The organism is Aeromicrobium sp. CTD01-1L150, assembly GCF_041951745.1.
Classification (GTDB): domain Bacteria; phylum Actinomycetota; class Actinomycetes; order Propionibacteriales; family Nocardioidaceae; genus Aeromicrobium.
In genome coordinates, this window is the sequence record NZ_CP169555.1 from 2,477,843 (window position 1) to 2,503,456 (window position 25,614).

Below are 25,614 nucleotides of genomic sequence, written 5' to 3' on the forward strand. Positions count from 1 at the left end.
CTGTCGTCTCTCCACAGGGGGAAAACACATGAACGCCGATCGCGTCTCACTGACCGAGGGCTACGAGGCGGAGCAGCAGAGCAACCGCGCCATCTCCAGCACCGGCGAGAGCGTCTCGTCGCTGGCCAAGAAGCAGCACGGCCACGCCGCCGAGCTCCAGGGCTCCAACCACGGTGCGTTCGCCGGCCAGGCCGTCAACGGCTCCACCGCCGCGGCCAACACCTTCAACGCCGCAGCCACGCTGCACACGGCCAACGCCGCCGGCGGCCAACGCGATGTCACCAACGTTGCCGCACACGAGGACGAGGCCGCGTCGGCCCAGCGCGTGGAGTCCACGACCCTGGACCAGTCGGCGATCGACCTCATCGGCAAGATCAACCACGCTTGAGCGACCCACAACCCTGAGGAGACACCATGACCGGAAACCGTCTGCGCGTCGATCGCGCTTCCATCGAGAACAACGTCGACGGCACCCGCACCAACGTGGGTAACAACCGTCAGGCCGGCGAGGACGTCAACAACCGCCAGAACCAGCGGATCAGCTCCCGCGAGGGTGGCATCGGCTCCGACGAGCTGTCCCGCCAGAAGGCCTCGACCAACCGCCACGTCGAGGACGTCAACACCGGCGTCGAGCGCACCAGCAACCGTACGTCGGAGCAGGCCAGCCAGTTCATCGCGGCTGCTCGCGCATCGGCCAACAAGTCCATCCAGAGCTCCTGAGGTAGATGATGGGTGGATCGAACGTCGTCGGCGCGAACGTTGACGGGCTGCACAGCACCGGAGGCAAGATCTCCGGGCGCAGCGGTGGCGGCTCATCGGCGGCTCGCAGCCTGCGCAACAACCTCGACACCACGGCCACCTCGGTCGGTCACGGGCGCCTGAAGGGTGCGATCACCGCCTACGTCACCAATGGTGTGATCGACAGCAGCAACCGGCTGGGCACCCAGCTCACCGCGGCGGGCAACAACGTCTCCAACGTTGCCGCCACGGTCCGCAACGAGGACGAGGAGGGCGCTCGCGTCGTGCAGAGCAACGTCAGCTCCGACTCGGCGGTCGCTGATCGCATCAATCGCAACACCGCGCTCTGACGGACCGCGTCATCGAAGGGCCCCGGCGACCTATGTCGCCGGGGCCCTTCTCGTCCGGTCGTTCCGAGAGTCCTGCGTTAGACTCATCGGACATCGATCCGCAGGAGGGGGCCCGATGGTTGACCACTTCGCTCACCACGCCACCAACCACCCGGGCTTCGACGCCCGGCTGATCCGGGACATGGCGTCAGACCTGCGGAAGCACACGCACGATGTCTCGTCGCTTGTCGCGGAACTCGAGAGCCTGGAGGAGACCGCCGAGACCCGCCAGCAGATCAACCGCGAGGTCGATCGGTTCGCCGGCCACATCGCCGCCTGTGCCGACATCATCTATGACCTGAGCGGGCGTCGACGCGCGTCCTGATGTCCCGTAGCGGCACCGGACGGCACTGCCCTACGATGGATCCGATCTCAACGGGCCAATGATGGGGGAACGACCGTGGCGACGAATGACTTCGACGACTACGCCGACTTGCACGACGGTGTCACCGGAGACACGATCCGGGCCGCGGCTGACGACCCGAACCAGAACGCCAACGTCATCGCAGCACTGGCCAGTGAGCTGGCCGAGGACGAGCAGCACGTCGCCGGCGACATCGAGGGCGACATCGAGGCCGGCACCCGCACCAACCCCGCACAGGTCCAGCAGGACGCCTCCCAGCTCGCCCAGGCCGGCTACTACGCCGTCGGCCTGCTCAAGCAGTACGCCGCCTCCGTCGACACCTTCGACGAAGGCGTCGAAGAGCTGAACCGGCGCCTGCGCAGCGACGTCGCCTCCGCACGCCGCTACCTCGGCGGCGTGCCCGAGGAAGACCGCCCTGAGTACGACGAGACCTGGAACAACATCCGCGCCAACCTCGAACCCGAGTACCGCGACCTCAACACCGCCGTCGACGAGAGCGCCGAGGACATCGCCGGCAAGTTCGAGGCCGGCCCCACCCCCGAGAACGTCAAGGAGCTCGTCCTCGCCGGCCTCATTCCGTTCTCCGTGGCCAGCAGGCAGTGGCCCGACCTCACCTTCACCGACGACGAACGCCGCCAAGCGCTGGAGAACGAGGTCGCCAACATGTCGGCCGAGGAGCAGGCCCAGTGGGTCCGCGACAACACCGACATCGGCGCGGACATCGTCGACGTCATCTCCGACGAGGCGCAGGAGCTCCTCGCGGAGGACGTGATCGATGACATCGAGAACGAGGAGAACATCGACACCGAGACCGTACGCCTCCTCGATCTGTTCAAGGAGGAGGAGGCCTTCACGACCAAGCTCTACGACGAGGTCTCCTTCGAGGACCTGTCCGACGCCATCCGGCACCTGAGCATCGAGTCGGTCGCGGGCGTCACCAACTCCGGCGACGAGTCGTTCCGGTCCAACGTCGAGCTCTACAACGGCTTCATGAACGCAGCCGGGGTGGCGATGGCGACCTACTCCAACAACGTGTCCAGCCCCACCGCTCTTGCCACACGCTTCTACGACGCCATCACCACCGACAACAGGGAGGACTACCACCAGGCCTCCGCCCTCACCCTCCTGCTGCGCGAGGGTGGAGAACAGGCCGCCGGTGTCTACGACGCGACCTTCATGGACAAGCTCGCCACCGACGTCCTGGCATGGGAGCGCAGTCACGACGGCGACCCCGTCTGGGGCCCACGTGACTACGCCGGCATCATGGACCCGGACGTGTCCTGGAACGACGAGACCGGCATGTTCCACGGCCGCTCCGCCGCCGACGGCCTGGCCAACCTGCTCGGGGCCATGGGCAACAGCCCTGAAGCAGCACAGGCGTTCTTCCAAGATGACAGCGGCGAGACCGACTCCGACATCCTGGACTACCTCATCGGCACCAAGGACGGCGACGACGTCAACGCTCGCACCTTCTCCGCCTCCGTAGGAAGCGACGAGGGCGACGGACTGGGCGAAGCACTCGAAGCTGCTGCGGTCCGCAACGCCGACGACCCCGGCAGCCACGAGTGGAGCGGTGAGTTCGCCACCGACGTGTTCAACCGGGTCGCCGACCTCAGCGGCCATGGCGACAAGTGGGGGCCGGACGACGTCTGGCACATCTGGCCGAACACGGCGGACAACCTCGGAAACATCGCCGCCAGCTACGCCCCCGACGTCTACGACATCATCGACGGCCCCGGCGGACAGCACTTGAATGTCGAAAGTGGTGACCTGGACAAGGTCCTGGGTGAGATCGGGCGTGGTGACAAGTCCGGCATCGAGACCCTGACCACGGCCATCGTGCTGGAGGGCAACAACCGGCTGGACCAGGAGATCCAGGAGTGGATCGAGGATAACCCGGGCCAGCCGGTCGATATCGACCAGATCATCTCCGAGAACCTGGGCAGGGACCTGGAGGGCATCTCCGGCACCAATGGTGAGATTCTGGGGCACGTCATCAACAAGGCCATCACGGTCGATGAGCACGACCAGAGCCTCGCCGAGACCCGCGCGGCCTACGCCTCCAAGGCCATCGACGTCGTCGGTGGTTTCGTCCCCGGCGGCGGCAAGGTGCTCGGCGAGGGCGCGAGCCATCTGGCCACCTCGGCCTTCGACGTCACGAAGGGACAGGGACTCGCCGTCCTCAAGGACGCGGTCAACGGGACTCCGTCGGCAACCGGTGGCGACTGGCACGACGCGGCTCGTAGCGACAGCGACGCTGTGCTGGAGCACCAGATCACCACCCAGCTGATCAACAGTGGGGTCCTGTCGGTCGGAGACACCAGTGACGAGGACTTCAACGCGGACGCGCAGATCCCGGAGTCGCTCACGATCACGAACGACGACGGCTCGGTCAGTCTCAATCCGGACGTGTTCGGGCCGACCGGGCCGGACACATCAGGGCAGATCGGCGAGGACGGCGAGTACACCGAGGCTCAGCAGGATCAGATGCGCGAGGACATGCGAACCTGGATGGGGAGCAGCGCTCGCAACTACAACGAGATCATCGCCCAGAGTGCGCAGAACGGCCTCGATCGCGAACTGAACAAGAAGTGAGTAGTAGCTGGCGGCTCTTGGCGGTTCCCGCTGTGGCGTTCCTCCTGGCCTCGACCATGGCGGCCTGCGACGACGACTCTCCTCCCCCGGACCCGAACACGACGCAGGATCCGGTCTGCGATCTGGTGGACCTCGCCCTGGTGGAGCAGGTGCTCGGCACCGACGATGTCACCGCGACCGGCCCGGGCGCGGTGGGGCCGGATGACGACAGCGGGGAAGGCAACACGTGCGTCATCCGACGACCCCAGAGCACTCAGCCGACGCTGCGAGTCGGGCTCGAGAACGTCGGGGACGAGACCGAAAGCACTGTTGCCGCAGTACGTCAGCAGGCCGAAGAGTCCGCCAGCCGCGATTGCTCCGCCGTCGACGACGAGAACGGACAGGGTGTCATCTGCGACATCACCCGTGGGTCCTTCGCTCCAGGTGCCTATCTGGACGTCGTCAAGGACGACTGGCTCATCCGGGTCAGGATCGAAGGGTGGCCCGACTCCGAGCCTTCCGAGCGCGCCTCGCTGGCGAAGGAGATTGCGGTGAACGCAGCCCACAATCTCGAAGAGTTCCAGCACGGTGACGCCGGGGCTTGACTGCCGGTGAGCGAACCAGCCACGTCCTGCCCGCCCGACGGTGCCCCGACTCGCCGTATCGCGGCACTCGGATGCCTGGTGGCCCTGAGCATGAGCGCCTGCGACCCCACCGACGACGAACAGAACCCTCCCCCTCACCCTCCGTGACGGCGGTCGACCCGTCGGCGTCGCCCGTCCTGGAGGTGCCCGAGACCGAGCGCTACAACGACGAGACCACCCTGGCCAACGCCATCGACCAGACAACCGCGGAGGGGCCACCCGGCGCACCTGTCACTTGGCGCGTCGACGACGAACTCGACCAAGAGGCCGTGCGGACCGTGCAACACGCCTTCACACTGGTCGAGCTCGGTTGGGCGGTCGGCTCCACGCCACGCCCCGACCTGGTCTCGGGCCTCTTCGAACCCGGCGAAGACTCTGGGCTGGCCATCTACCGAGCCCGCGGCTACCTCATCGACGGCGACCCCGAAGGCGTTCTGCACGGCCCGGTACGAGTGTGGCTCACCGAGTCCCAGGAGTTCACCCAGCTCGACGGCCGCATCGTGGCCTGTGTCGACTACAGCCAAGCCACTCGCGACGAGCAGGACGTCGACTCCCTGATCTACAACTACTTCCTCGACGACGTCACCGACAGCGACCAGACCCAACAGCAGAAGATCACCAAGCTCAACGCCGGTCCCCCGCCGAAGGATTCGCCCCGTGCCGACGACCGTCGGTGCGCGAGGTGGCTCAGCGAGTCGTGACCTCGCGAGGCGCCTGACACCCTGCATCAGGTTCGAGGACCTACCGGCAGTTCCGCGCAGACACCGAACGCGGTCAGCGCCAGGCGCCACCGAGGATAAAGCGACCCGACTGGGCGATCGGCGCCAGGTTGGCCTGCACGCCCAGCTCCAGATCACCGAACCTCGCGCGGGACGAGGAGAACCTGATGCGCTCGGGCTGGTCGTCGGGCGCATCAGCGAGCTCGGCCGCGTACGCGTCGACATCGGCCTCGACGTCGAGCTGCTCCACGATGCCACGCAGCTGGTCGACCAGCTCGCCGGCGGGCACCGTGGGCCCCCGCAGTCCGAGGTTGAACCGCTCCCCCGAACCCCCGCCGGAGCGAGCCCGCTCGAACGACAGCACCTTGGCCTCGACCTCCAGCCGTTCATCACCCGCGAGCACGAGCACGACATCGCGCGGCTCGTCAGTCTCGTAGATACCGGCACGCGAGCCGTCGGCGATGCCGAACGCCTCGGCACTGGGTGCCCCGGTGAGGTCCCACGTCTCGACCCCGTCGGCCTCAGTCTCGGCCGCTCGTCGCTCGACGCTCGTCGCGGAGTTCGAGAGCTTGGAAGCGTCCGACGAGACCCGCCGGCAGATCAACCGCGATCGGTTCACCAACACCATCCATGACCTGAGCGGGCGTCGACGCGCCTCGTGAGGTTGGCTGTCGACACCGGGTACAACTGTTCTACGATTGGCTCGACTGCTTGGCCACTCAGGGGAGCATCCATGGCAATGAATGACTTCGACAACTACGCGGACCTGCATGAGGGCGTCACCGGTGACACCATCCGTGCCGCGGCTGACGACCCGAACCAGAACGCCAACGTCATCTCGGCGCTGTCCAGCGAGCTGGGCGAGGACGAGCAGCACGTCGCCGGCGACATCGAGGGCGACATCGAGGCCGGCACCCGCACCAACCCCGCACAGGTCCAGCAGGACGCCTCCCAGCTCGCCCAGGCCGGCTACTACGCCGTCGGGCTGCTCAAGCAGTTCGCCGCCTCCGTCGACACCTTCGACGAGGGCGTCGCAGAGCTGAACCGACGCCTGCGCAGCGACTACGCCACCGCCCGCCGTTGGATCGGGCAGGCCGCAGCCCACGAGGACGAGGACCCACCGCCGGAATCGGAGACCTGGAACAACATCCGCGCCAACCTCGAACCCGAGTACCGCGACCTCGACACCGCGCTGGAGGAGAGCGCCGAGAACATTGCCGGCATGTTCGAGGCAGGCCCCACCGACGACAACGTCAAGGAGCTCATCCTCGCCGGCCTCATCCCGATGGCGGTGGCCGGCAGGCACTGGCCGGACATCACTCTCACGTCGCGGGAGAAGTTCGACGCCTACCAGGCGGCCGTGGAGAACGGCACCCTTCCCGCGATCGACGACATGACCGAGGCCGAGCGCAAGGCCTTCCTCGCAGAGAACCCCGGGCTCCTCGAAGAGTGGATGGAGATCGACGACCCCGATCCCGAGCTGCAGGAGACGATCATCGGGCTCGCCCTGCCCGATGTCGACTCCGGCGACGCCGACACCGATGTGCAGACCATCCTCGACGGGATCGACGACAACGCCACCGCTGCTGAGATCAAGGACGCCTTCGCCAACTCCGGCGAGATCGCCAGCGGACTGGCGTTGCTGCTGCCCTGGGCCAGTCGCAACAGCAACGTCGACCTGAACGACCACGACCGAGCAACCAACGCCCAGGCCTACAGCCAAGCCTTCGGCGAGCAGACGTGGGAACGACGCGACGACATCGAGACCCTCCTGACGGAGGGAGTCGAACGCGAGCGCGAGGTCACCACAGGCGGTCCCGGCGGCTCGTCCACCCGCACCACGACCTACATGGAGTCGATCTTCTCCGAGGCCGAGGCGGAGGCGCTCCGCTCGAACTGGGCCGGCTCCTACCTCGCCGCGTCCAACGAGAACATCGGCGGCGGCTGGGACGCCCTGCCCGAGGACATGCGCTACGACCTCAGCCTGCAGCAGAGCTGGACCGACACCGGTTCCACTCCCCGCTTCAACAGCGTCGCCGGTTTCCTGGACGGCGCCCACGAGGATCTCCCGGCCGGCGACGGCCTCACCCTGGAGATGGCCAACAGCGCGGCAGAGCTTCTTGAAACCCGCTACGGAGATCGCGACCCCTCGCCGGGCGGAACCGACTACGGCTGGAGCAACGGCGCCCACGAGGATCTCTACAGCAGCATCCTGGAGCGGGCCTCCCTCAACCCCGAAGCCACCACCTTCCTCCTCGGTGGCGACCCGGGCTACGAGATGGACCATGTGCCCGACGACTTCAGCGCTGCCGACTTCGTCACCAACGTCTACACGCATCCGTGGAGCGACGGCGGTGAGGCAGCCTCTTCACTCACCGACTGGACCATCGACCCACCAGCAGGGCACGAGGACCTCGCGGACGCCGCCTTCAACGGCCTCTACGACACCATCGCCGGCAACCAGGACGTCTACAGCCAGCTCATCTCCATGCAGAGCGGTCCCGGCACCGGACAGGACCTCGCCGATGGGGACTCACCTCCGACCATCGGTGAACGCAACCCCGAACTCATGCGGAGTCTGGCCCTGGCCACCGGCACACGCCTCGACCAGTTCGACACAGCAACGTCCGATCCCTCCATCGAAGAACAACGCATCAAGATGTTCATGCTCATCAACTCCGATCTCGGTGAGGGCACGGAGGATCAGCCGGACCCGAACAGCGCGTCTATCAAGCTGGCCACCTCGATCGAGGCCTACCAGCAGCAACGCATCCTGGACGCTCTGGACCCCGACCACGAGTATCCCGACGACGACCCGCACCAGAGGGGAACCTATGGGGACGACAACGGACGGTTGTTCGGCTACAACTCGGCCGCGCTGAGGAACGCCGTCGTCGTCCAGTACGGAGAAGCAGTCGACGCCGCCGAACAGGTGGCGAAGAACCGCCAGATGGCGATCTCCATCCTCGGGACGGCTGCCGGCGGTCCTGACCCCACCCCGTTGAGCAGCATCACCACGACTCTCCTGCAAGAGACGATCAATCCGGCTGACGTCGCCATCCCCGAAGCCGCCAGCCCGAACCTCTATGGCGCCTTTGCCGTGGAAGCGGCTGATCCGACCGTTCTAGAGACGGTCGCACGCGCTCAGGTCCTCGATGCCATGATCGTTCACGACCCAAGCCTCGCGTCGGACTTCGAAGACCTAGGCGTCATCGGCGATAACGGAAAAGTGGATCTCTCCGGAGTGAGCGACGAGCAGACGACCCACATCAACGATCAGCTCAAGCAGCGGATGCCAGACGCCGTGAACGAGGAAGTCGACAACCTGCTGACCGTGCGCAACAGCATTGTCTCCAATCACGGCCTCGACCTGCCCGAGAGGTACCGGGGGCGGTGATCAGCCGTGGGCTGCTGTGTGCCGCATCATGGGCCAGCGTGGCCGCCTTGGTGCTCGCGGGTTGTGACAGCGATTCCCCATCCTCACCGGCAACGAGTCCAACGGTTGACGTCCAACAGGACGACCGATACGCAGTCCCTCGCCTGCCGCCCTCCAGCGCTGTCAACGACGCCGACCTGATGGAGGCCGTTCGCGTCCTGCAGGACTACGTTTCGGCAGCTCGCAGTGATGACTGCCAAAGGTTGTGGGAACTCACATCCGAGGATTTCCGCAGCAGCCCAGAGACGTTCTGCGAGCCCTATGTGCCCTTGGTCAGCAAGGTCGATCTGGCTGAAGGCACACTCAAGGTCGACGAGACATCCGACCCGCCGATGATACGTCTGGTGATCACCAAGACCCAGGTCATCAGCCTGCGCACCGATCCTGATGGTCCCCCCGAGGTCACCTCGATCATTCTGGATCCACAACAGTGAGCATCAGGCGAAACCCACTGTCCTCCGCGATGCCTGAGCAGCTCGTCGGCGGAACCGTGCACCTCACGCTCGGTGACCAACGCGGTCAGCGCCAGGCGCCACCGAGGATAAAGCGACCCGACTGGGCGATCGGCGCCAGGTTGGCCTGCACGCCCAGCTCCAGATCACCGAACCTCGCGCGGGACGAGGAGAACCTGATGCGCTCGGGCTGGTCGTCGGGCGCATCAGCGAGCTCGGCCGCGTACGCGTCGACATCGGCCTCGACGTCGAGCTGCTCCACGATGCCACGCAGCTGGTCGACCAGCTCGCCGGCGGGCACCGTGGGCCCCCGCAGTCCGAGGTTGAACCGCTCCCCCGAACCCCCGCCGGAGCGAGCCCGCTCGAACGACAGCACCTTGGCCTCGACCTCCAGCCGTTCATCACCCGCGAGCACGAGCACGACATCACGCGGCTCGTCAGTCTCGTAGATACCGGCACGCGAGCCGTCGGCGATGCCGAACGCCTCGGCACTGGGCGCCCCGGTCAGGTCCCACGTCTCCACTCCATCGACCTCGCTGCGGGCCGTCGGCCCTGCGGCCTCGGTCTCGGGACTGTCGTTCTCGGTCACGGTCACACATCCTGTCAGGAGCACGAGCAGGGTTGCCACGAGCAGCGGTCGGGCTGTTCTCACCACAGCCGGAACTTCCCGTCCACGAGGGAGTCCAGGATGTCCGGCCACCGTTGGTCGAGCCGGTTCTCATCGATCCGGTCGCGAACGGACTCGTTCAGGATCTCCTCCACCTGGTCGGGGTCGTTCTCGACGAGGTCCAGGAACACCGGCAGAGTGTCCTGTTCGATGAGGTTCCAGCGGGTGTCGAAGTCGGAGATGTTGCCGCGCGGCAGGTTGACGGTGATCTCGCCTCCCTGCACACCGGGCACCAGCGGCATCGTGTCGATCTCGACGGTGTAGCCGCCCTCGACCTGGCCCAGCGTCTGGGTGCCGGGAATCGACGGCTGACCCACGACACCCATGACATAGGTCATGGCCTCGCCGGTGACCGGCCGGTTGCGCATGTCGTCGTACTGGTCGGCAATCGTGTAGTGCTGCTCGCGGTACAACAGTCCGGCGTTGCCCTCGTTGAGCAGGTCCGTGTCGCCGGTGCGCGACCCGGTGTCGATCGCCTCCCAGGACTCGTAAGCCTGGGCCTCCTGCTGCGGGTCGTCACCGAGCAACCCGGCCTCGCGGAGCTCGTCGATGCCATCCATGCCGAGCTCGTTGTAGGCCTCGTGCATCATCGAGGCGTCGTAGAAGATGTCCTTCTGCATCTGCAGGAAGGTCTGCTCGTAGAACGCGATGTCCTGCTCGCCGAGCTCGGCGAGATCGTTGAGACCGCGCAGCGCCGGGGGCAGGGCGGCGTCGGGGATGTTGCTGAGGTCGTCGGCGATCTCACGGAAGAACTCCAGGTCCTCAAAGCCTGCCGCGAACGACGGCCCGATCATCGAGGCCATGGCCGCCCACCGGAAGTCCGGGTTGTCCAGGTAGAGCTGGGCGTAGTACTCATACGTGCCCTCGTAGTGGTCGGCGACACCGCTCGCACCCTGGGTGACGTCCCACGTCGTGAGGTCGATGCCAGCGCTCTCGGCAGCCCTCGTGACGTACATCAGCTGCAGGGCATCGGCGTAGACCGTGGCATCGACGTCCATGCGTCGGGCGAGCTCCACCAGGCGCTCGATGTCCCGCGAGGACGTCCCCAGCACCGGGGCGGCGAAGAACTCCTCCAGCCGGCCGTCCCGTTCCAGCTCGTCACGCAGCTCGACCAGCTCGGCGTCGGTGTACTTGATCCAGGGGAACTGCAGAGCCGCGACCAACGGGAGGAAGCCCGCGTTGACGAGCTCCTTCATCCGTTCCGCGCTGGGCCCCTGCTCGAAGCGGTGCGCCACGTCCTCGGCACCGTCCTCCAGCAGCCCGTCCGCCTGCTCGTACTCGGGTCGCAGCTCCGACTTCACCTGGTTCCAGGTCTCGGAGTACTCGGGCACGTCCTCATCAGGCATGTTCAGGAACGGACGGCGACGTTGTGCCGTGGTGGTTCGCAGCCGGCGGTTGAGGTCATCCACCTCCTCGTCGAAGGTGTCGACGTGGTGCGCGAACTGAGTGAGCAGACCCACGGCGTAGTAGCCCTTGTACGCGAGGTCGCGTGCCACCTGCTGGGCCTGCTGGGGGTTAGATCGCGTACCGGCCTCGATGTCACCCTCGATGTCACTGGCGACACCCCGGTCGTCGTCCTCCAGCTCGCTCGCGAGCGCTGCGATCACGTCGGCGTTCTGGTTCGGGTCCTGTGCAGCGGCCCGGATGGTGTCTCCGCTGACGCCGTCATGGATGTCGGCGTAGTTCTCGAACTCGGTGACCACGATTTCCCCTCATCGACTGGTGCGAGAGCAGCATAGCCGTCACGACGGCCCGGGGGGCGAGCCTCAGTCGGTGGTCCCCTGATTCCCGGCCCAGGCGCGGATCTTCTGCGCGTCGGACTGGTCGACACCGAAGCCCAGGGAAGCGATCTTCTTGCCGGTGGGGACGTGGATGAGCTTGTTGCCCTCCAGACGCACATCGGCCGGGCCGGAGACCGGGAAACGGCGCGTCGTGAAGCCCACCGGGCTGCGCAGCTGGAACTCGTCGTCCTGCAGCACCACCATCGGGTTGATGCTCATCAAGATGCCCACGACGGTGAGCAGACCGCCGGCGACTGCCTGGATCCACGTGCCGGTACCCGTCCCGACGAGGAGCATCAGCACCCCCACGACGATCATGGCGATGGACAAGGTCCGGCTGTTGCGCAGTGAGAGCATGCCGAGATCCTAGCGGGGGATGCTCCGCTCACCGCGCCACCGGCACGACGACGTCCGCCAGAGCCTCGGCAGCGGCGTCCAGCTGGTCCTCACCCGTCGCGGCCCCGAAGGTGAACCGGACGGCCGACTGCGCCACCTCGCGCTCGATGCCCATGGCCGTCAGCACGTGGCTCGGCTCGTCGCTGCCGGCGTGACAGGCCGATCCGCTGGAGCACACGATGCCGCGACGTTCGAGGTCCAGCAAGACCGACTCTCCCGAGCGGCCCGGCAGCACGAACGACGCATGACCCGCCAGACGCTGCGTGGCGTGTCCGGTCAGCCGAGCCCCCGGGACGGCCTCGAGCACCCGCTGGACGAACCGGTCACGCCGCGCCGCGACGTCCCCCACCAGGGAGTGGTCGAGGAGCCGCAGAGCCGCCGCGACGCCCACGGCGCCGGCGACGTTCTCCGTTCCCGAGCGGTGTCCGGACTCCTGTCCCCCGCCATGCATCACCGGTTCCAGCGGCACACCGCGACGCAGCCACAGCACACCGACGCCCTTGGGCGCACCGAGCTTGTGTCCCGACAGGCTGAGTGCCTGCACACCGAGTCGGCCGACGTCCAGGTCCAACCAGGGCGCCGACTGCACGGCGTCGGTGTGCAGCGGCACCCCTCGCTCGGCCGCCACCGCCGCGAGCTCGGTGAGGGGCTGCACCGTGCCCACCTCGTTGTTGGCGTGCTGGATGCTGACCAGCGTCGTGTCCTCACGCAGGGCGCCGGCCAGCGTCTGCGGATCCACCAGACCGTCGCCATCGACCGGCAGCTCGGTGACGTCGAACCCGATCCGGCCCAACCACCGCGCCGACTCCAGCACCGCTGGGTGCTCGACGGCGCTCACGACGACGTGCCGGCCCCGTGGTTCGGCCAGCGCGATGCCCTTGACCGCGAGGTTGTCGGCCTCGGTCCCGCCGGAGGTGAAGATGATCTCGCCCGGCCGCGCGCCGAGCGCCTGCGCCACGTCACGCCGCGCACCCGCCAACGCGTCCCTGGCCGCCTCACCCACCTCGTGATGGCTCGACGGGTTGCCGAAGGCGGGACCGAGGTAGGGGCCCATGGCGGCCAGCACGTCCCGGCGCAACGGCGTCGTGGCGGCCTCGTCCAGGTAGACGGTGCCGCTCGCCGCTCGCTGCCCGACACTCATGACCCCACCTCGAAGTCCAGTCCCACGTCCAGTGATCGCACCCCATGGGTCAGGGCGCCGACGCTGATGATGTCGACGCCGGTACGCGCGACGTCACCGATCGTCTCCAGCGTGATGCCGCCGCTGGCCTCCACGAGCGCCCGGCCGGCCACCTGTGCCACCCCGGTCCGCAGGTCGTCGGTGGAGAAGTTGTCCAGCATGATCGTGCCCACGACCCCCGAGACGAGCACCGGCTCGATCTGGTCCAGCCGGTCGACCTCCACCTCGATGTGGGTGGTGTGCGGCAGCCGGGCGGCCGCCTCGCGCAGGGCCCTGGTGACGTCCGGAAGGACAGCGAGGTGGTTGTCCTTGGCCATCACCGCCTCCGACAGTGACGAGCGGTGGTTGTGTCCACCCCCGCATCGCACGGCGTGACGCTCCAGGGCCCGCAGGCCCGGCATGGTCTTGCGGGTGTCGACCACGCGGGCCGACGTCCCCGCGACGGCGGCAACGTACTCAGCCGTGATCGTCGCGATGCCACTCATGCGCTGCACGAGGTTGAGTGCGACGCGCTCGGACTGCAGGACCGCCCGCGCCGGCCCGGTGACCGTCGCCAGCCGGTCCCCGGCCTCGAACCGCTCACCGTCGACGGCTTCGCTGATGACCTGGACGGCGGAGTCCAGCCGGGTCATGGCGAGCTCGAAGACCTCGGCGCCGGCCAGCACTCCCGCCTCGCGCGCCACGAGGTGTGCGGTGGCGGCAGCATCGGCCGGGACGAGCGTCTGCGAGGTGAGGTCGCCGAACGGGGCGTCCTCGGCCAGTGCCGCATCGACCACCTGCTCGATCGCCTGACGTCCAAGCAGTCCAGTCATCTGGTTCGCCCGCTGATGCTCGCTCATCGCAGGACCACCGTGGAATGCTTGGCCGCCGCAGGGCCCGGGGCCGGGGCGTCGCTGCGGAAGTGCCCACCGCGCGACTCCGCACGCGCCAGGGCGCTCGCGACGACCGCACGCGCCAGCACGAGCAGGTTGGCGTCCTCCGCCGACTTGGCATCGATGGGTTCAGGCACGGCCCAGGAGTCGAGCTCACGGGCTGCCTCGCTCAGCCCGCAGGCGTCCCGGACCAGACCGGCCACGTCCCACAGCAACCGCTGCAGGTCGGCGCGGCCGGCGATGACGCTGCCGGCGTCCGCCGATGCACTGACCGGCTCGGCCCAGCCGTCGCCGAAGCCCGCGGCCGACATGCCCGAGCTGGGGGAACCGCCCTGCTCCGAGCGCAGCGGAGAGCTTGGGAGAACCGCCTCGACCACCCGGCGCCCGTAGACGGCTCCTTCCAGCAGCGAGTTGGACGCCAGTCGGTTGGCACCGTGCAGACCGTTGCATGCCACCTCACCCACGCAGTACAGCCCGGGCAGGGACGTCCGGCCCCACAGGTCCGTGCGGACCCCACCCATGAAGTAGTGGGCGGCCGGGGCGACCGGAACGGGCTCACGTTCCCAGTCGAAGCCCTGCCGCCGTACCGCCGCGTCGATCGTGGGGAACCGCTCGGCCAGGAAGTCGGCACCGAGCCTCGTGGCGTCCAGCCGCACCGGCTCTCCGCGCTGCGCGGCCATCCGTCGGGCGATGCCTCGCGCCACCACGTCACGGGGGGCGAGCTCGGCGTCCGGGTGCTCCTCCTGCATGAACCGGTGTCCCTGTGAGTCGATGAGCACCGCACCCTCCCCGCGCACGGCCTCGGAGACGAGGTGGTTGCCCGGCACGAGCGACGTGGGGTGGAACTGGTAGAACTCCAGGTCGGCTGCCACGGCCCCGGCGCGCAACGCCATGGCAACCCCGTCGCCCGTGGCCACGGACGGGTTGGTGGTGTACGGGTACAGCTGCCCCGCTCCCCCGGTGGCCAGTATGACGGCATCGGCCTCGATCAGGTCGTGACCGAGGAGTCGCACACCCGTGACACGGCCGTCGCGCACCACGAGGTCGACGACGGTGCTGTGCTCACGCACCACGACAGAGGACTCCGCGAGCCGCGCGAGGAGGGCGGCGGCGATGGCCGCGCCGGTGGCGTCGCCGCCGGCGTGCAGGATCCTCTGGTGGGAGTGCGCGGCCTCCAGACCGCGGGCAAGATCGCCGTCGCGCAGGTCGAAGCGGACCCCGCGGGCGATGAGCTGCTCCACCGCGGCCGGGCCGTCCTCACACAACACGGCGACGGCCGCGTCGTCGGAGAGTCCGGCGCCGGCGGCCACTGTGTCGGCGACGTGCGAGGCCACCGTGTCGTGCGCGGAGGTCACCGCGGCCACCCCGCCCTGGGCGAAGGTCGTGTTGCTCTGCCCGAGACCGGACTTGCTGACCAGCGTGACGTCGACCCCGGGACGCTCGGCAGCATCCAGCGCGGCGGTCAGGCCCGCCACGCCGCTGCCGACCACGAGTACTGTCTGCCGCCCAGGGCCCGGCACTGGGGTCACCTCCCGCGAGCTCTGCGAGTGGGGGACTGCCGGGGTGTGCGTCATCACGAGTCCTTGGGCAGGGCCGCGAGCATCCGCTCCAGTGCCACCTTGGCGTGCTCGGCGACATCGTCCTCGACCACGATCTCGTTGCGGACCTCGCCCTCCACCAGGCCGTCCAGCGTCCAGGCGAGGTAGCCCGGGTGGATCCGGTACATCGTCGAGCACGGGCAGATGACCGGGTCGAGGCAGAAGATCGTGCGGTCCGGGTACTGGGCGGCCAGCCGGTTGACGAGGTTGATCTCCGTGCCGATCGCGATCACGTCGCCCGGGCTGCTGGCCTCGACGAACTTGCGGATCGCGTCGGTGGAGCCCGCGGCGTCGGCGGCATCGACCACCGGCATCGGACTCTCCGGGTGCACGATGACCTTGCAGTCCGGGTGCTCGGCACGCGCCTGCTCGATCTGCGCCACCGTGAAGCGCTTGTGGACCGAGCAGAAGCCGGGCCACAGCAGCACCTTGGCGTCCAGGAACTCCTGTCGCTCGAGGCCGAGTCCAGGCTTGCGGGCGTTGACCATGGGCATCTGCTCCAGCTCGATGCCCATCGCCTTGGCGGTGTTGCGTCCGAGGTGCTGGTCCGGGAAGAACAGCACCCGTCGCCCCCGCTCGAAGGCCCACTCCAGCACCGTGGCGGCGTTGGACGAGGTGCAGACGATGCCGCCGTGGCGGCCGCAGAATGCCTTGAGCGCGGCCGAGGAGTTCATGTAGGTGACCGGGATGACCGAGGCTCTGCCGTCGCGCTCGCCCTGGTCCTCATGGGCGTAGACCTCCATGAGCTGCTCCCACGCCGTCTCGACCGACTCCTCGTCAGCCATGTCGGCCATGGAGCAGCCGGCCGCGAGGTTCGGCAGGATGACGCGCTGCTCCGGGCGAGCCAGGATGTCAGCCGTCTCCGCCATGAAGTGCACGCCGCAGAAGACGATCGCCTCGGCCTCGGGACGGGTCAGGGCAGCATTGGCCAGCTGGAAGGAGTCACCGACGAAGTCGGCGTACTGCACCACCTCGTCGCGCTGGTAGAAGTGCCCGAGGATGACGAGCCTGCTGCCGAGGGTCTCCTTGGCAGCACGGATGCGCGCGTGCAGCTCCTCATCGCTCATCCGCTGGTAGGCGACCGGAAGCTGGCCGGACCGCACGACAGGGTCCGGGATGACGTCGTCCTCCGAGGCGCCGGGACCGTAGCCGGGCACGAGGTCGAAGATCCAGGGATCCTCGGCGAGGTCGGCGTCGCACGTCTGCCCGGGGGCTGCCGTGATGGCGTCGTTGACCGATGCTGTGGGGGTGCTCATGGCGTCTTCTCCTCTGGACGGGCCGCGCGGTACAGCGCTGGCGGTCGGTGGCTGGTGCCCGTCAGGTGGGTTCCGGTGGGGGTGACGGTTCCACCGGAGAGGACCTGACGTCGGAAGTTGGCCGGGTCGAGACATCGCCCGGTGACGGCCTCGTGGACGCCACGCAGCTCGGCGAGCGTGAACTCCTGCGGAAGGAACGCCGAGGCGATCGGCGAGTAGGTGATCTTGGCGCGCAGCCGGTCCAGCGCGTACCGGACGATCGTGTTGTGGTCGAAGGCCAGCGCCGGCACCTCATCGGCCACGAACCACTCGACGTTGTCTCCGTCGGTGGCCCGGGCGTCCTCGTCGGCCCGCACGAGGGTCCAGTAGACGATGGACACGACGCGATCGTGCGGTGAGCGGTCCACGGCGCCGAAGGAGTACAGCTGCTCCAGGTAGGCCGGCTGCAGACCGGTGGTGCGCAGCAGCGTGCTGCTGGCGGAGGCGGCCAGGTCCTGGTGGGCCTCCAAGGGGCCGCCGGGCAGGGCCCACCGTCCCTCGTAGGGCTCCCGGATGCGGCGCACGAGCGGCAGCCACAGCGTCGTCACGTCACGGGTCGGGTGGGGGCGCAGTGCGAAGACCACCGTGGAGACAGCCAGGGAGACCTGCCATGCCGTCTGCGCCGCGGGATCAGCCAGGCCGTCGGCCGGCCGATCGCTCGTCACGGGGTTCATCGCACACCTCCTCTTAAGGTAAGTTCGACACTAACCCCCTCTTCTGGTCAGGTCAACTCTAAGGTCGAGGTCTGGCGTGACGTTGCCGCGTCACGGCACGATGGCGCCATGAGCACCACCGTGCGTCCGTTGGACGAAACCGACACCGACGCGATGCAGCGACAGTTCCGTGAGGCCTTCGGCGCGTGGGACCCACCGGAGCCTCCAGTCCCCTGCACGCCCCCGGCAAGCGGTGGTGGGGCGTGGAGACCGACGGCACTCTCGTCGCCACGGCACTGGACCGTGAGCACCACTCCTGGTTCGGGGGCGTGCGCGTCCCCACCTGCGGCATCGGTGGCGTGACGGTCGCGCCCGAGCATCGCGGCCGAGGCCTGCTCGATCCACTCATGACCGCACTGGCCGAAGGAGCCCGTGAGCGGGGCGCGGTGATCTCCACGCTCTACGCGACGTCACCGGGAATCTACCGCCGCCACGGCTTCGAGGTGGTCGGGTCGCTCGACACCGTCCGCGTGCCCACCCGTGCGCTCTCCGTCGGCGGCGAGCGGCCGGTCCGCAGGGCGAGCGAGGAGGACACCCCTCAGATCCGCGCCGCCCACGAACGATGGGCACGCCGCCGCCAGGGACCGCTGAGCCACACCGGACCGCTGTTCACCGAGCCCCCGACACTGCGGGTCGACGGTGTCACCGTGAGTGAGCTCGACGACGGCACCATCAGCGGCTACACGACGTGGAACCGGGGCCGCGGGTACGGTCCCGACGCCGAGCTCGACGTCGGGACCATCGTCGCCGACGACGAGGACTCCCTGCGCTCCCTGCTGTCGACGCTCGGCTCCTTCGGCTCCGTCACCGGCACGGTGGCCATCACGACCTCGGGCCACGACACGTGGCGTCATCTCCTGCGCACCGACCATGCCGTCGTGACGTCCTCACGGCCCTACTCCCTCGCCGTCCTCGACCCGACGGCGCTCGAGCACCTCCCAGCACCCGCCGGCATCAGCGCCTCCCTGCCCTTTCGGTCCGGCGATCACAGCCTGCGGCTCGACGTCGCGGCCGGGAGGGCACGCGTCCACGCGCACGACGCTCCGCCCGCTCACTGCCTCACGGTCGGCGGCCTCGCCCTCACCTTCGCCGGGGCCGAGTCGTCGGCCACGCTGCGTGAGGTCGGACACCTGGAGGGCGACGGCGCCGACGACGCGACCTGGGACGCCCTGTTCCATCACGGCCCCGTGCAGGTGGCCGACTACTTCTAGTGTCTGCGCCGGGGGTTCATGACGGCCTTTTCGACGACGCCCCTCCGGCGCCGGACACTAGTGTCCGAACAGCTCCACCGAGCACCACCGACCTGCGGCCTGGACAAGTCGCGCGTCAGCACTCAAGAACACCGAGTCAGTCGCCCGCGCCAGCGCCACGTATGCCGCGTCGTAGGCTGATGCGTTCTCCCGAAGCTCCCAGATCATGGGCAGCAGCGTGCGGTGCCGATACCGCTCGATCGGCAACAGGGCGAGCTCTGTGACCGCCACCGCAGCCCGCTCCCGGCTCAGCTCTCTCGTCGTGACCAGTCGCCTGAGCACCGAGAGCACCTCGACGTCGAGCAGCTCCGGCGCCAGGACTGGACCGTCGGACAAGCGCGCCCGTGCTTCGCGGCCGGCGACGCCTGCCACGAGGGCCGCGATGACGACGTTCGCGTCAGCGACCAGCACGTTCTTCATGAAGGAGGTCGACGAGCACTCCTGGGGCCACCTCGATGTTGTCCTCACGCCCCTCGATCTCGGCCATCAGCTCCGCCATCGTCGGCCGCTCGGTCTCTGCGATCAGCCGACCGAGCAGGTACTCCTGCAACGACTGATGAGCTCGTGCCGCTCGTTCCCGCAGCACCGCATGCGCCTGTTCAGGGACGTTCTTGATCTGAATACTCGGCATGGCGCCATTCTAGCGCCAGTGGCGCCACAACGCATGCGTCACTGGAAGTCCCGGCCCCGGTGGTTGGCCGGGATCGCACCCGCCGTCTGGGGATACACCGACTCGATGCGTTCCAACCGGTCGGCGACGAGGTTGGTGACACCTTCCGGACTGCGTTCGAGGATCCCCCTGATGATCATGGCGGCGGCCGTGCGCCCCACCCTTCGGTAGCGGTTCCACACTCCGGCCGAGCACACGACGTTGAGCATGCCGGTCTCGTCCTCCAGGTTGAGGAAGGTGACACCACCGGCCGTCGAGGGCCGTTGGCGATGGGTGATGAGCCCGGCGACCCTGACCCGACGATCCGCCGCCGCCACGAACGACTCCTCGACCGACAAGATGCCCTCCGAACGCAGCAGGTCGCGCACGTGCTCGACCGGATGCCGCTGCGGCGAGATACGCGTGGCCCACAGGTCCGCCACCGTCTCCTCCACCTCACTCATCCCCGGCAGCATCGGCGGCGGTGCCAGCACCGCCGTACCTTCCAGGCGGTCCTGGCCATCGAGGTAGCCGGCGTTCCACAATGCCTGGCGCCGTGAGATCCCGAAGACGTCGAAGGCGCCCGCCGTGGCCAGCGACTCCATCTGCGCGGGACTCAGAGCCGCTCGGCGTGCTACGTCGGACATCGACTCATACGGCCGCTCGTCGCGCTCGGAGACGATCCGGGCCGCGACATCGGCGCTGATGCTCTGCACGGCGTCCAGACCGAGCCGCACCGCGAACCCCGTGTCCCGTCGATGCTCAGGCGTCGGGTCCGGCGTACCTGGGACGAACTCGCCCGCCGGGGGCTGGCGCCACCTCAGGCAGGCGTCGAGCCCGGTGACACCCCCGGCAAGCGCCTCCAGGTCGGCCCGGGCAGCCGAGCGCAGGATGTCGGGCCGCAACGTCTGCACACCATGTCGTCGAGCGTCGGCGGTGAGCGACTGCGGCGAGTAGAAACCCATCGGCTGGTTCCGCAGGAGTGCGGCCAGGAAAGCGCCCGGATAGTGCAGCTTGAGCCACGAGCTGGCGTAGACGAGCAGCGCGAAGCTGAGCGCATGGCTCTCAGCGAAGCCGAAGTTGGCGAACGACTTGATCTTGAGATAGATCGCGGTCGCCTCGTCGCCGGTGATGCCGTGCTCGGCCATGCCGTCGAACAGCTTCTGCTCCAGGGACTCGATCCGTTCCACACCCCGCTTGGCTCCCATCGCACGACGCAACAGGTCGGCCTCGTCGCCACTGCAACCGCCGATCACGACAGCCATCTGCATGAGCTGCTCCTGGAACAGCGGAACCCCGAGAGTGCGTTCCAGCACCGGCTCAAGCACCGGGTGTGGATAGGTGACCTTCTCCTGCCCCGTGGCCCGCCGGATGTACGGATGGACCGCTCCCCCCTGGATGGGACCGGGCCGGATGAGCGCGATCTCGATGGCCAGGTCGTAGAGGGACCGGGGCTTCAGGCGGGGCAAGGTGCCGATCTGGGCACGGCTCTCGACCTGGAAGACCCCGATCGAGTCGGCACGACAGAGCATGTCGAAGACCGCGGGCTCCTCCTGCGGAATGGTGTCCAGGGCCCAGCGTTCCGCCATGTGTGTCTCGATCATCTCCATCGCATGGTGCAGCGCACCAAGCATCCCGAGGCCGAGCAGGTCGAACTTCACCAGCCCCATCCACCCGCAGGCGTCCTTGTCCCACTGCAGGACGGTGCGACCGTCCATCCGGGCCGGCTCGATCGGGACCACCTCTCCGATGGGCTGCTCGGTCAAGATCATCCCCCCGGAGTGGATGCCCAGGTGCCGCGGCGCCCCCATCAGGTCCTGCGCCAGCGTGCACACCGGTTCGGGGATCGTGTGGTCATCAGAACGCACGGACCCCCACCGTTCGATCTCCTTCGTCCACGCATCCTGCTGCCCCACCGAGTACCCCAGGGCCTTGGCGGCGTCGCGAATGGCCGAGCGCGGACGATAGCTGATGACGTTGGCCACCTGGGCGGCGTTGTGGCGACCGTAGGTGTCGTACACCCATTGGATGACCTCCTCACGTCGGGAGGAGTCGAAGTCCACGTCGATGTCCGGCTCCTCCTGCCGGGTCGCGGCCAGAAAACGTGCGAAGGGCAGGTCGTACCGGATCGAGTCGATGGCGGTGATCTTCAGGGCGTAGCAGAGCGCGGAGTTGGCCGAGGAGCCACGACCCTGGCAGAGGATGCCGTTCTCACGCGCGAACCGGACGATGTCGTGGACGATGATGAAGTAGCCGGGAAAGTCCTTCTCCTCGATGACCCGGAGCTCGCGCTCGATGCGCTCCCGGGCCGCCTGCTCGTGATGTGAATAACGCTCCCGGATACCCTCCTCGGCCAGTTCACGCAGATAGCTCATCGGCGTGTGACCAGCCGGGATCCGGTGGCGTGGCAGTCGCGGCCTGGCCTTCTGCAGGTCGAAGGCCGCGTCCTCAGCGATCCGCACCGAAGCCTCGACCGCTCCCGGGTACCGGCCGAAGATCCGCGCCATCTCAGCCCCGGATCGCAGGTGGGCCGTACCCGCTGCCGGCAGCCACCCGTCCATCTCGGCCAGGCTGCGCCGAGCGCGGATGGCCGCCATGGCCGAAGCGAGCCGACGACCACTCGGCCGGGCGTGGTGGACGTTGTTCGTGGCCACCACCGGCAGGCCCAGCTCGTGCGCCATGGCGGACAGGGCATCGTTGACACTGCCGTCCAAGGGGTGACCATGGTCGATGAGCTCAGTGGTGACGTGATCAGCCCCGAACAGCGTGGTGAGCCGGTCGAGCTCTCGGGCCGCCGCCTGCGGTCCGTCGCGCTGCAAGGCGCTGCGCACCATGCCTTTGCGACATCCGGTGAGGACGTGCCAGTGGCCGCGCCCACGCTCGGCCAGCTCCTCCAGGTCATAGACTGGACGCCCCTTCTCGCCGCCGCGCAGCTGAGCATCAGTGATGGCTGCGGCGAGCCGGTGGTAGCCCTCCACCCCCAGGGCCAGCACGAGCAGATGGTGTCCTTGCGGATCTCGCACTCCGTTCTGCGGTCCGGACAGGCCGAGTGAGAGCTCGGCACCGTAGACGGTCCCGAGGCCATGCTGCTGCGCGGCCTCGGCAAAGGCCGGAGCACCGTAGAAGCCGTCATGGTCGGTGATGGCCAGGCTGCTCAGCCCCAGGCGGACCGCCTCCTCGACCAGCTCCTCCGGGCCACTCGCGCCGTCGAGGAAGCTGTAGCTGCTGTGACAGTGCAGCTCGGCATAGCCAATGACCGGTTCCCGCGACCCCGAAGTCTGCTCACGGGCTTGCTCGCGCTCGCGCTGACGACTGAGAGCGGGCTCATCGCCTCCACCGGGCAGCCGACCATCACGTGGCAGGAAGTGGGTCAGCCTCCCTGAGAGCCTGGCCTCCAGCTCGGCCCACGACACGTCCGGGTTGTTCCACCCCATCAGGACCACTCCTCTCGCCGCTGAGCGAAGAAGGGATCAGTCATAACGAGCCTCGGTCCACCACTGGCCGTTCTCGACGACCATGAGCCAGGCCGTGCCGTCGACACCAACCACCTGGAAGCGGGCGACTCGACGTGACGTTGCCTCGTCCCACCACTGCTCGTCCACGGGCCACGGGCCGGCCCATGAAGACACCGGTTGCCAGGCCTGCGAATCATCCGCCCTGACCCGAGCCGGCTCACAGCTCACCGCCCCGCGATCATCGACGCCTACGGCTTGCCCCTGGGCCCCCACCACGGAGGCCGAGCGAGGCTCCGGGTAGACCGTGGCCGGGGCAGGTGGCGGGACGGCACCCGGCCACGGCGCCGACACCGACCGGACGGGCAGGCCCTGCTCCCCCCACGGGGTGGCCACCTGGCGCGCCGCCGGGGAACGACCCCCCTGGGCCTGTACGGCCACGACCCCCTCATGGCCAAGCATGCCCTGCACCCGTGCCACCACCCGTTCCACCCGGTCGTCAGGACGCGGACCGAACAACGGGTCGGCATGCTCCGACAGCGGCTCGGTCACCTCCGGGAGGAACCGCACGGCATCTATTCCCGCGTGCCCTTCTCCCGCCCTCCCCCAAGCACCCGGTCCGGTAGCGCTCTCCAGCTGCCAGCGAACCCGGTCCACCAGGTCCGTCGCGGTGAACCACCGCGGGTGCAACCACGTGCGTGAGGAGGCGACGACGCCATTGACGTCGGCCTCCAGACGCACCCCGGTGCACACCAGGCCGACGTCGGCCAGCTTCGCCACGAACTGCTCAGCCGTGGTGCGCACGCTGAACGCGATCGGCTCGACCGTCTCCAGCGGCGGCTCGAAGACCACCTGGGCCTGCAGCTCCGGCGGCACGGCACGACGGCCGACCGGATGAGGATCTTCTCCCCGCGCCAGACGGTGCAGCAGCGCGCCGTGCCGGCCGAACCGGGTGAGGACGTCGGCCGCCCCCAACGCGGCGAAGTCCGCCACCGTGGTGAGCCCCAGCCGCCGCAGCAGATCCACCAGGTCGGGGTCGTCGAGGACCTCCACCGGCAGGTCCGCGAGGAAGGACCGCGCCTGCCCCTCGGGCACCACCAGGCAGTCCTGGGTGAGTGCACGCCGGGCCGCCTGCTCCGCCGCGAACAACGTGTCAGCCAGTCCGAGCCGGACATCCCACACCCCGAGGGCCACCAGCCGCTCGGCGATCACCGCCGCGGCCTCGGCCTCCCCACCGTAGAAGCGGCTGGGCACCCGCAGCGCGCACAGCCCCGGACGCAGCGGCGCCACGCCCGGGCTGAGCTCCTCGATGGCGACGAGGACCTCCTCGAAGGCCCGGGCGTCCACCTCCGCCCGGTGCTCGACCACCACCAGATCAGGACAGCAGGCCTGAGCATCCCGACGCCGCATCCCACGACGCACGCCCTCCGCCCGAGCACCCGGCGAGCAGGCCAGCACCTTGCCGGTGCCTTTCGCCGCCCCCAGCCCGGCACCCCCGCCGGTGCCCTTCGCCGCCCCCAGCCCGGCACCCCCGCCGGACTCCAGCACCGCCACCGCGGCCCCGACCGGCAGGTCGGCCAAGGCCGCCATGACCGGCCAGTCCGGGCACCACACCACGAGCGTGCGCATCAGGCGCTCCTCATGGGCCGATGCCCCACCGGCTGCTTCACACCCGGCTCCTCGACCGCCCGCACCGCGAGATCAGGGCCAGGCAGCCACAGCGTGCGCGTGCGCGCCGGAGCCGCGCCGCGATGCACCGCGACCGTGGCCTGTCGCGCCTGCAGGTGGCCATGCCCCCGCCCGAGGCCGCTCCAGCGCACATCGGACAGCTCCAGCCGGGCCTCAGCACCCGGCCAATGCCCCCACGGCACCAGCACCGAGCCGCGACTGCGCAGCCGAGCCGCCACCCGGGCGGCATCGCGCTCAGAGACTGTGCCCTGCGCCGCCCTCCCCCAAGCACGCCCCCACTCGCTGCGCTCGCGGGAGGTACCCCCACGCTGCGCTCCCTGCAGGGAGGTACCCCCAGGCCCGGCACCTCCGCCAGGAGCCCCTGCCACCCCCGGTGGTCGCACCACCACGAGAGCCAGAGCGTCGAGAAGGGCCGCCGTGACCTCCAGCCAGCGCGCTCCCGGGTCCGGCACCACGACCGTGCGCGCCGGATCCACCCCCATGGCGGCAGCAGCCTCCACCCCCAGGTCACGCACGCCGACGATGCCGCACCAGGCCCCTTGTGACGACGGGCCGGCCATCATCAGCAGGGCAAGACTGGCCGCCTCGACGCCGTAGACACCCCCGGCCCGCACGTCCAGCAGGCCACGCAGCGCGGGGTGCACGGGCACCGAGGCACGCGCCGGCACCCCTTGGATCCGCTCGACCTCGCGGCGCAGCTCGGCCACCACCTCCAGGGTGGGACGTGGGGTGCTGACCATTCAGCCATCATCGAAC

The 25,614-nt window shown here is 68.7% G+C and carries 24 protein-coding genes; 10 read left to right on the forward strand and 14 right to left on the reverse strand.

Features of this window, described 5'->3' with window-relative positions; translation table 11 throughout:
* Nucleotides 1–28 precede the first annotated feature (28 nt).
* From ACEVFP_RS12220 to ACEVFP_RS12250, 7 genes are all read left to right on the forward strand, one after another.
* Entirely contained in the window at nt 29–388 is a 360-nt protein-coding gene (locus ACEVFP_RS12220; protein ID WP_374999738.1) for a hypothetical protein, read from the forward strand.
* 26 nt (nt 389–414) lie between these two features.
* Entirely contained in the window at nt 415–720 is a 306-nt protein-coding gene (locus tag ACEVFP_RS12225; protein WP_374999739.1) for a hypothetical protein, read from the forward strand.
* A gap of 5 nt (nt 721–725) precedes the next feature.
* Nucleotides 726–1,088: a hypothetical protein gene (locus ACEVFP_RS12230; RefSeq protein WP_374999740.1), complete on the forward strand. Its 363-nt coding sequence runs from the start codon at nt 726–728 to the stop codon at nt 1,086–1,088.
* 115 nt (nt 1,089–1,203) lie between these two features.
* Nucleotides 1,204–1,452: a hypothetical protein gene (locus ACEVFP_RS12235; protein ID WP_374999741.1), complete on the forward strand. Its 249-nt coding sequence runs from the start codon at nt 1,204–1,206 to the stop codon at nt 1,450–1,452.
* 75 nt (nt 1,453–1,527) lie between these two features.
* Complete coding sequence (locus ACEVFP_RS12240; protein ID WP_374999742.1) at nt 1,528–4,086, forward strand: hypothetical protein; 2,559 nt, start codon at nt 1,528–1,530, stop codon at nt 4,084–4,086.
* Between the two features lie 140 nt (nt 4,087–4,226).
* Nucleotides 4,227–4,670: a hypothetical protein gene (locus tag ACEVFP_RS12245; protein WP_374999743.1), complete on the forward strand. Its 444-nt coding sequence runs from the start codon at nt 4,227–4,229 to the stop codon at nt 4,668–4,670.
* A 143-nt stretch (nt 4,671–4,813) separates the two neighbouring features.
* Nucleotides 4,814–5,410 carry a hypothetical protein gene (locus ACEVFP_RS12250; protein ID WP_374999744.1) on the forward strand — a complete coding sequence of 199 codons (597 nt, stop codon included), beginning with the start codon at nt 4,814–4,816 and terminating at the stop codon, nt 5,408–5,410.
* Nucleotides 5,411–5,483: 73 nt separating this feature from the next.
* On the opposite strand, the gene ACEVFP_RS12255 is transcribed toward ACEVFP_RS12250, so the two are convergent.
* Nucleotides 5,484–6,047, reverse strand: a complete 564-nt coding sequence (locus ACEVFP_RS12255) for a hypothetical protein (protein ID WP_374999745.1) — start codon at nt 6,045–6,047, stop codon at nt 5,484–5,486.
* Between the two features lie 114 nt (nt 6,048–6,161).
* Between ACEVFP_RS12255 and ACEVFP_RS12260 the strand changes: the two genes are divergently transcribed.
* Nucleotides 6,162–8,825 carry a hypothetical protein gene (locus ACEVFP_RS12260; protein ID WP_374999746.1) on the forward strand — a complete coding sequence of 888 codons (2,664 nt, stop codon included), beginning with the start codon at nt 6,162–6,164 and terminating at the stop codon, nt 8,823–8,825.
* Between the two features lie 38 nt (nt 8,826–8,863).
* Nucleotides 8,864–9,298, forward strand: coding sequence for a hypothetical protein (locus ACEVFP_RS12265; protein ID WP_374999747.1), 435 nt, complete (start codon nt 8,864–8,866; stop codon nt 9,296–9,298).
* An 85-nt stretch (nt 9,299–9,383) separates the two neighbouring features.
* Here ACEVFP_RS12265 and ACEVFP_RS12270 read toward each other — a convergent pair whose 3' ends face one another.
* The 8 genes from ACEVFP_RS12270 to ACEVFP_RS12305 form a co-directional block, all read right to left on the reverse strand.
* A complete protein-coding gene (locus ACEVFP_RS12270) occupies nt 9,384–9,905 on the reverse strand; it encodes a hypothetical protein (protein WP_374999748.1) in 522 nt (173 codons plus the stop codon).
* 59 nt (nt 9,906–9,964) lie between these two features.
* Nucleotides 9,965–11,686, reverse strand: a complete 1,722-nt coding sequence (locus tag ACEVFP_RS12275; RefSeq protein ID WP_374999749.1) for a hypothetical protein — start codon at nt 11,684–11,686, stop codon at nt 9,965–9,967.
* A 63-nt stretch (nt 11,687–11,749) separates the two neighbouring features.
* Nucleotides 11,750–12,121 (reverse strand): hypothetical protein, encoded by a 372-nt coding sequence (locus ACEVFP_RS12280; protein WP_374999750.1) that lies wholly within the window; start codon nt 12,119–12,121, stop codon nt 11,750–11,752.
* A 28-nt stretch (nt 12,122–12,149) separates the two neighbouring features.
* The gene (locus ACEVFP_RS12285) at nt 12,150–13,301 is read right to left on the reverse strand and encodes a cysteine desulfurase family protein (protein ID WP_374999751.1); all 1,152 of its coding nucleotides are present in this window, start codon (nt 13,299–13,301) and stop codon (nt 12,150–12,152) included.
* Nucleotides 13,298–14,179 (reverse strand): carboxylating nicotinate-nucleotide diphosphorylase, encoded by an 882-nt coding sequence (gene nadC, locus ACEVFP_RS12290; RefSeq protein WP_374999752.1) that lies wholly within the window; start codon nt 14,177–14,179, stop codon nt 13,298–13,300. Before nadC ends, ACEVFP_RS12285 begins: the two co-directional genes overlap by 4 nt.
* A complete protein-coding gene (gene nadB / locus ACEVFP_RS12295; RefSeq protein WP_374999753.1) occupies nt 14,176–15,786 on the reverse strand; it encodes an L-aspartate oxidase in 1,611 nt (536 codons plus the stop codon). The genes nadC and nadB overlap by 4 nt, the downstream gene beginning before the upstream one ends.
* Nucleotides 15,786–17,066 (reverse strand): quinolinate synthase NadA, encoded by a 1,281-nt coding sequence (gene nadA / locus ACEVFP_RS12300; protein WP_374999754.1) that lies wholly within the window; start codon nt 17,064–17,066, stop codon nt 15,786–15,788. The genes nadB and nadA overlap by 1 nt, the downstream gene beginning before the upstream one ends.
* Nucleotides 17,063–17,779 (reverse strand): NUDIX domain-containing protein, encoded by a 717-nt coding sequence (locus tag ACEVFP_RS12305; RefSeq protein ID WP_374999755.1) that lies wholly within the window; start codon nt 17,777–17,779, stop codon nt 17,063–17,065. Before ACEVFP_RS12305 ends, nadA begins: the two co-directional genes overlap by 4 nt.
* 185 nt (nt 17,780–17,964) lie before the next feature.
* Here ACEVFP_RS12305 and eis point away from each other — a divergent pair, with 185 nt between their 5' ends.
* Entirely contained in the window at nt 17,965–19,029 is a 1,065-nt protein-coding gene (eis, locus tag ACEVFP_RS12310) for an enhanced intracellular survival protein Eis (protein ID WP_374999756.1), read from the forward strand.
* A gap of 57 nt (nt 19,030–19,086) precedes the next feature.
* Here eis and ACEVFP_RS12315 read toward each other — a convergent pair whose 3' ends face one another.
* The 5 genes from ACEVFP_RS12315 to ACEVFP_RS12335 are packed head-to-tail and all read right to left on the reverse strand — an operon-like array spanning nt 19,087 to nt 25,598.
* Nucleotides 19,087–19,488: a type II toxin-antitoxin system VapC family toxin gene (locus ACEVFP_RS12315; RefSeq protein WP_374999757.1), complete on the reverse strand. Its 402-nt coding sequence runs from the start codon at nt 19,486–19,488 to the stop codon at nt 19,087–19,089.
* Nucleotides 19,466–19,699 (reverse strand): hypothetical protein, encoded by a 234-nt coding sequence (locus ACEVFP_RS12320; RefSeq protein ID WP_374999758.1) that lies wholly within the window; start codon nt 19,697–19,699, stop codon nt 19,466–19,468. Before ACEVFP_RS12320 ends, ACEVFP_RS12315 begins: the two co-directional genes overlap by 23 nt.
* Nucleotides 19,700–19,737: 38 nt before the next feature.
* Nucleotides 19,738–23,151, reverse strand: coding sequence for an error-prone DNA polymerase (locus tag ACEVFP_RS12325; RefSeq protein WP_374999759.1), 3,414 nt, complete (start codon nt 23,149–23,151; stop codon nt 19,738–19,740).
* Between the two features lie 36 nt (nt 23,152–23,187).
* On the reverse strand, nt 23,188–24,798 hold the full coding sequence (locus ACEVFP_RS12330; RefSeq protein WP_374999760.1) for a DNA polymerase Y family protein: 1,611 nt from the start codon (nt 24,796–24,798) through the stop codon (nt 23,188–23,190).
* Complete coding sequence (locus ACEVFP_RS12335; RefSeq protein ID WP_374999761.1) at nt 24,798–25,598, reverse strand: hypothetical protein; 801 nt, start codon at nt 25,596–25,598, stop codon at nt 24,798–24,800. The genes ACEVFP_RS12330 and ACEVFP_RS12335 overlap by 1 nt, the downstream gene beginning before the upstream one ends.
* Nucleotides 25,599–25,614 lie beyond the last annotated feature (16 nt).

Coding starts and splice junctions, on each gene's coding strand:
- ACEVFP_RS12220 (WP_374999738.1), top strand. CDS start 29: ATGAACGCCGATCGCGTCTCACTGACCGAGGGCTACGAGGCGGAGCAG.
- ACEVFP_RS12225 (WP_374999739.1), top strand. CDS start 415: ATGACCGGAAACCGTCTGCGCGTCGATCGCGCTTCCATCGAGAACAAC.
- ACEVFP_RS12230 (WP_374999740.1), top strand. CDS start 726: ATGATGGGTGGATCGAACGTCGTCGGCGCGAACGTTGACGGGCTGCAC.
- ACEVFP_RS12235 (WP_374999741.1), top strand. CDS start 1,204: ATGGTTGACCACTTCGCTCACCACGCCACCAACCACCCGGGCTTCGAC.
- ACEVFP_RS12260 (WP_374999746.1), top strand. CDS start 6,162: ATGGCAATGAATGACTTCGACAACTACGCGGACCTGCATGAGGGCGTC.
- ACEVFP_RS12280 (WP_374999750.1), bottom strand. CDS start 12,121: ATGCTCTCACTGCGCAACAGCCGGACCTTGTCCATCGCCATGATCGTC.
- ACEVFP_RS12285 (WP_374999751.1), bottom strand. CDS start 13,301: ATGAGTGTCGGGCAGCGAGCGGCGAGCGGCACCGTCTACCTGGACGAG.
- nadC (WP_374999752.1), bottom strand. CDS start 14,179: ATGAGCGAGCATCAGCGGGCGAACCAGATGACTGGACTGCTTGGACGT.
- nadB (WP_374999753.1), bottom strand. CDS start 15,786: ATGACGCACACCCCGGCAGTCCCCCACTCGCAGAGCTCGCGGGAGGTG.
- nadA (WP_374999754.1), bottom strand. CDS start 17,066: ATGAGCACCCCCACAGCATCGGTCAACGACGCCATCACGGCAGCCCCC.
- ACEVFP_RS12305 (WP_374999755.1), bottom strand. CDS start 17,779: ATGAACCCCGTGACGAGCGATCGGCCGGCCGACGGCCTGGCTGATCCC.
- ACEVFP_RS12315 (WP_374999757.1), bottom strand. CDS start 19,488: ATGAAGAACGTGCTGGTCGCTGACGCGAACGTCGTCATCGCGGCCCTC.
- ACEVFP_RS12320 (WP_374999758.1), bottom strand. CDS start 19,699: ATGCCGAGTATTCAGATCAAGAACGTCCCTGAACAGGCGCATGCGGTG.
- ACEVFP_RS12325 (WP_374999759.1), bottom strand. CDS start 23,151: ATGGGGTGGAACAACCCGGACGTGTCGTGGGCCGAGCTGGAGGCCAGG.
- ACEVFP_RS12330 (WP_374999760.1), bottom strand. CDS start 24,798: ATGCGCACGCTCGTGGTGTGGTGCCCGGACTGGCCGGTCATGGCGGCC.
- ACEVFP_RS12335 (WP_374999761.1), bottom strand. CDS start 25,598: ATGGTCAGCACCCCACGTCCCACCCTGGAGGTGGTGGCCGAGCTGCGC.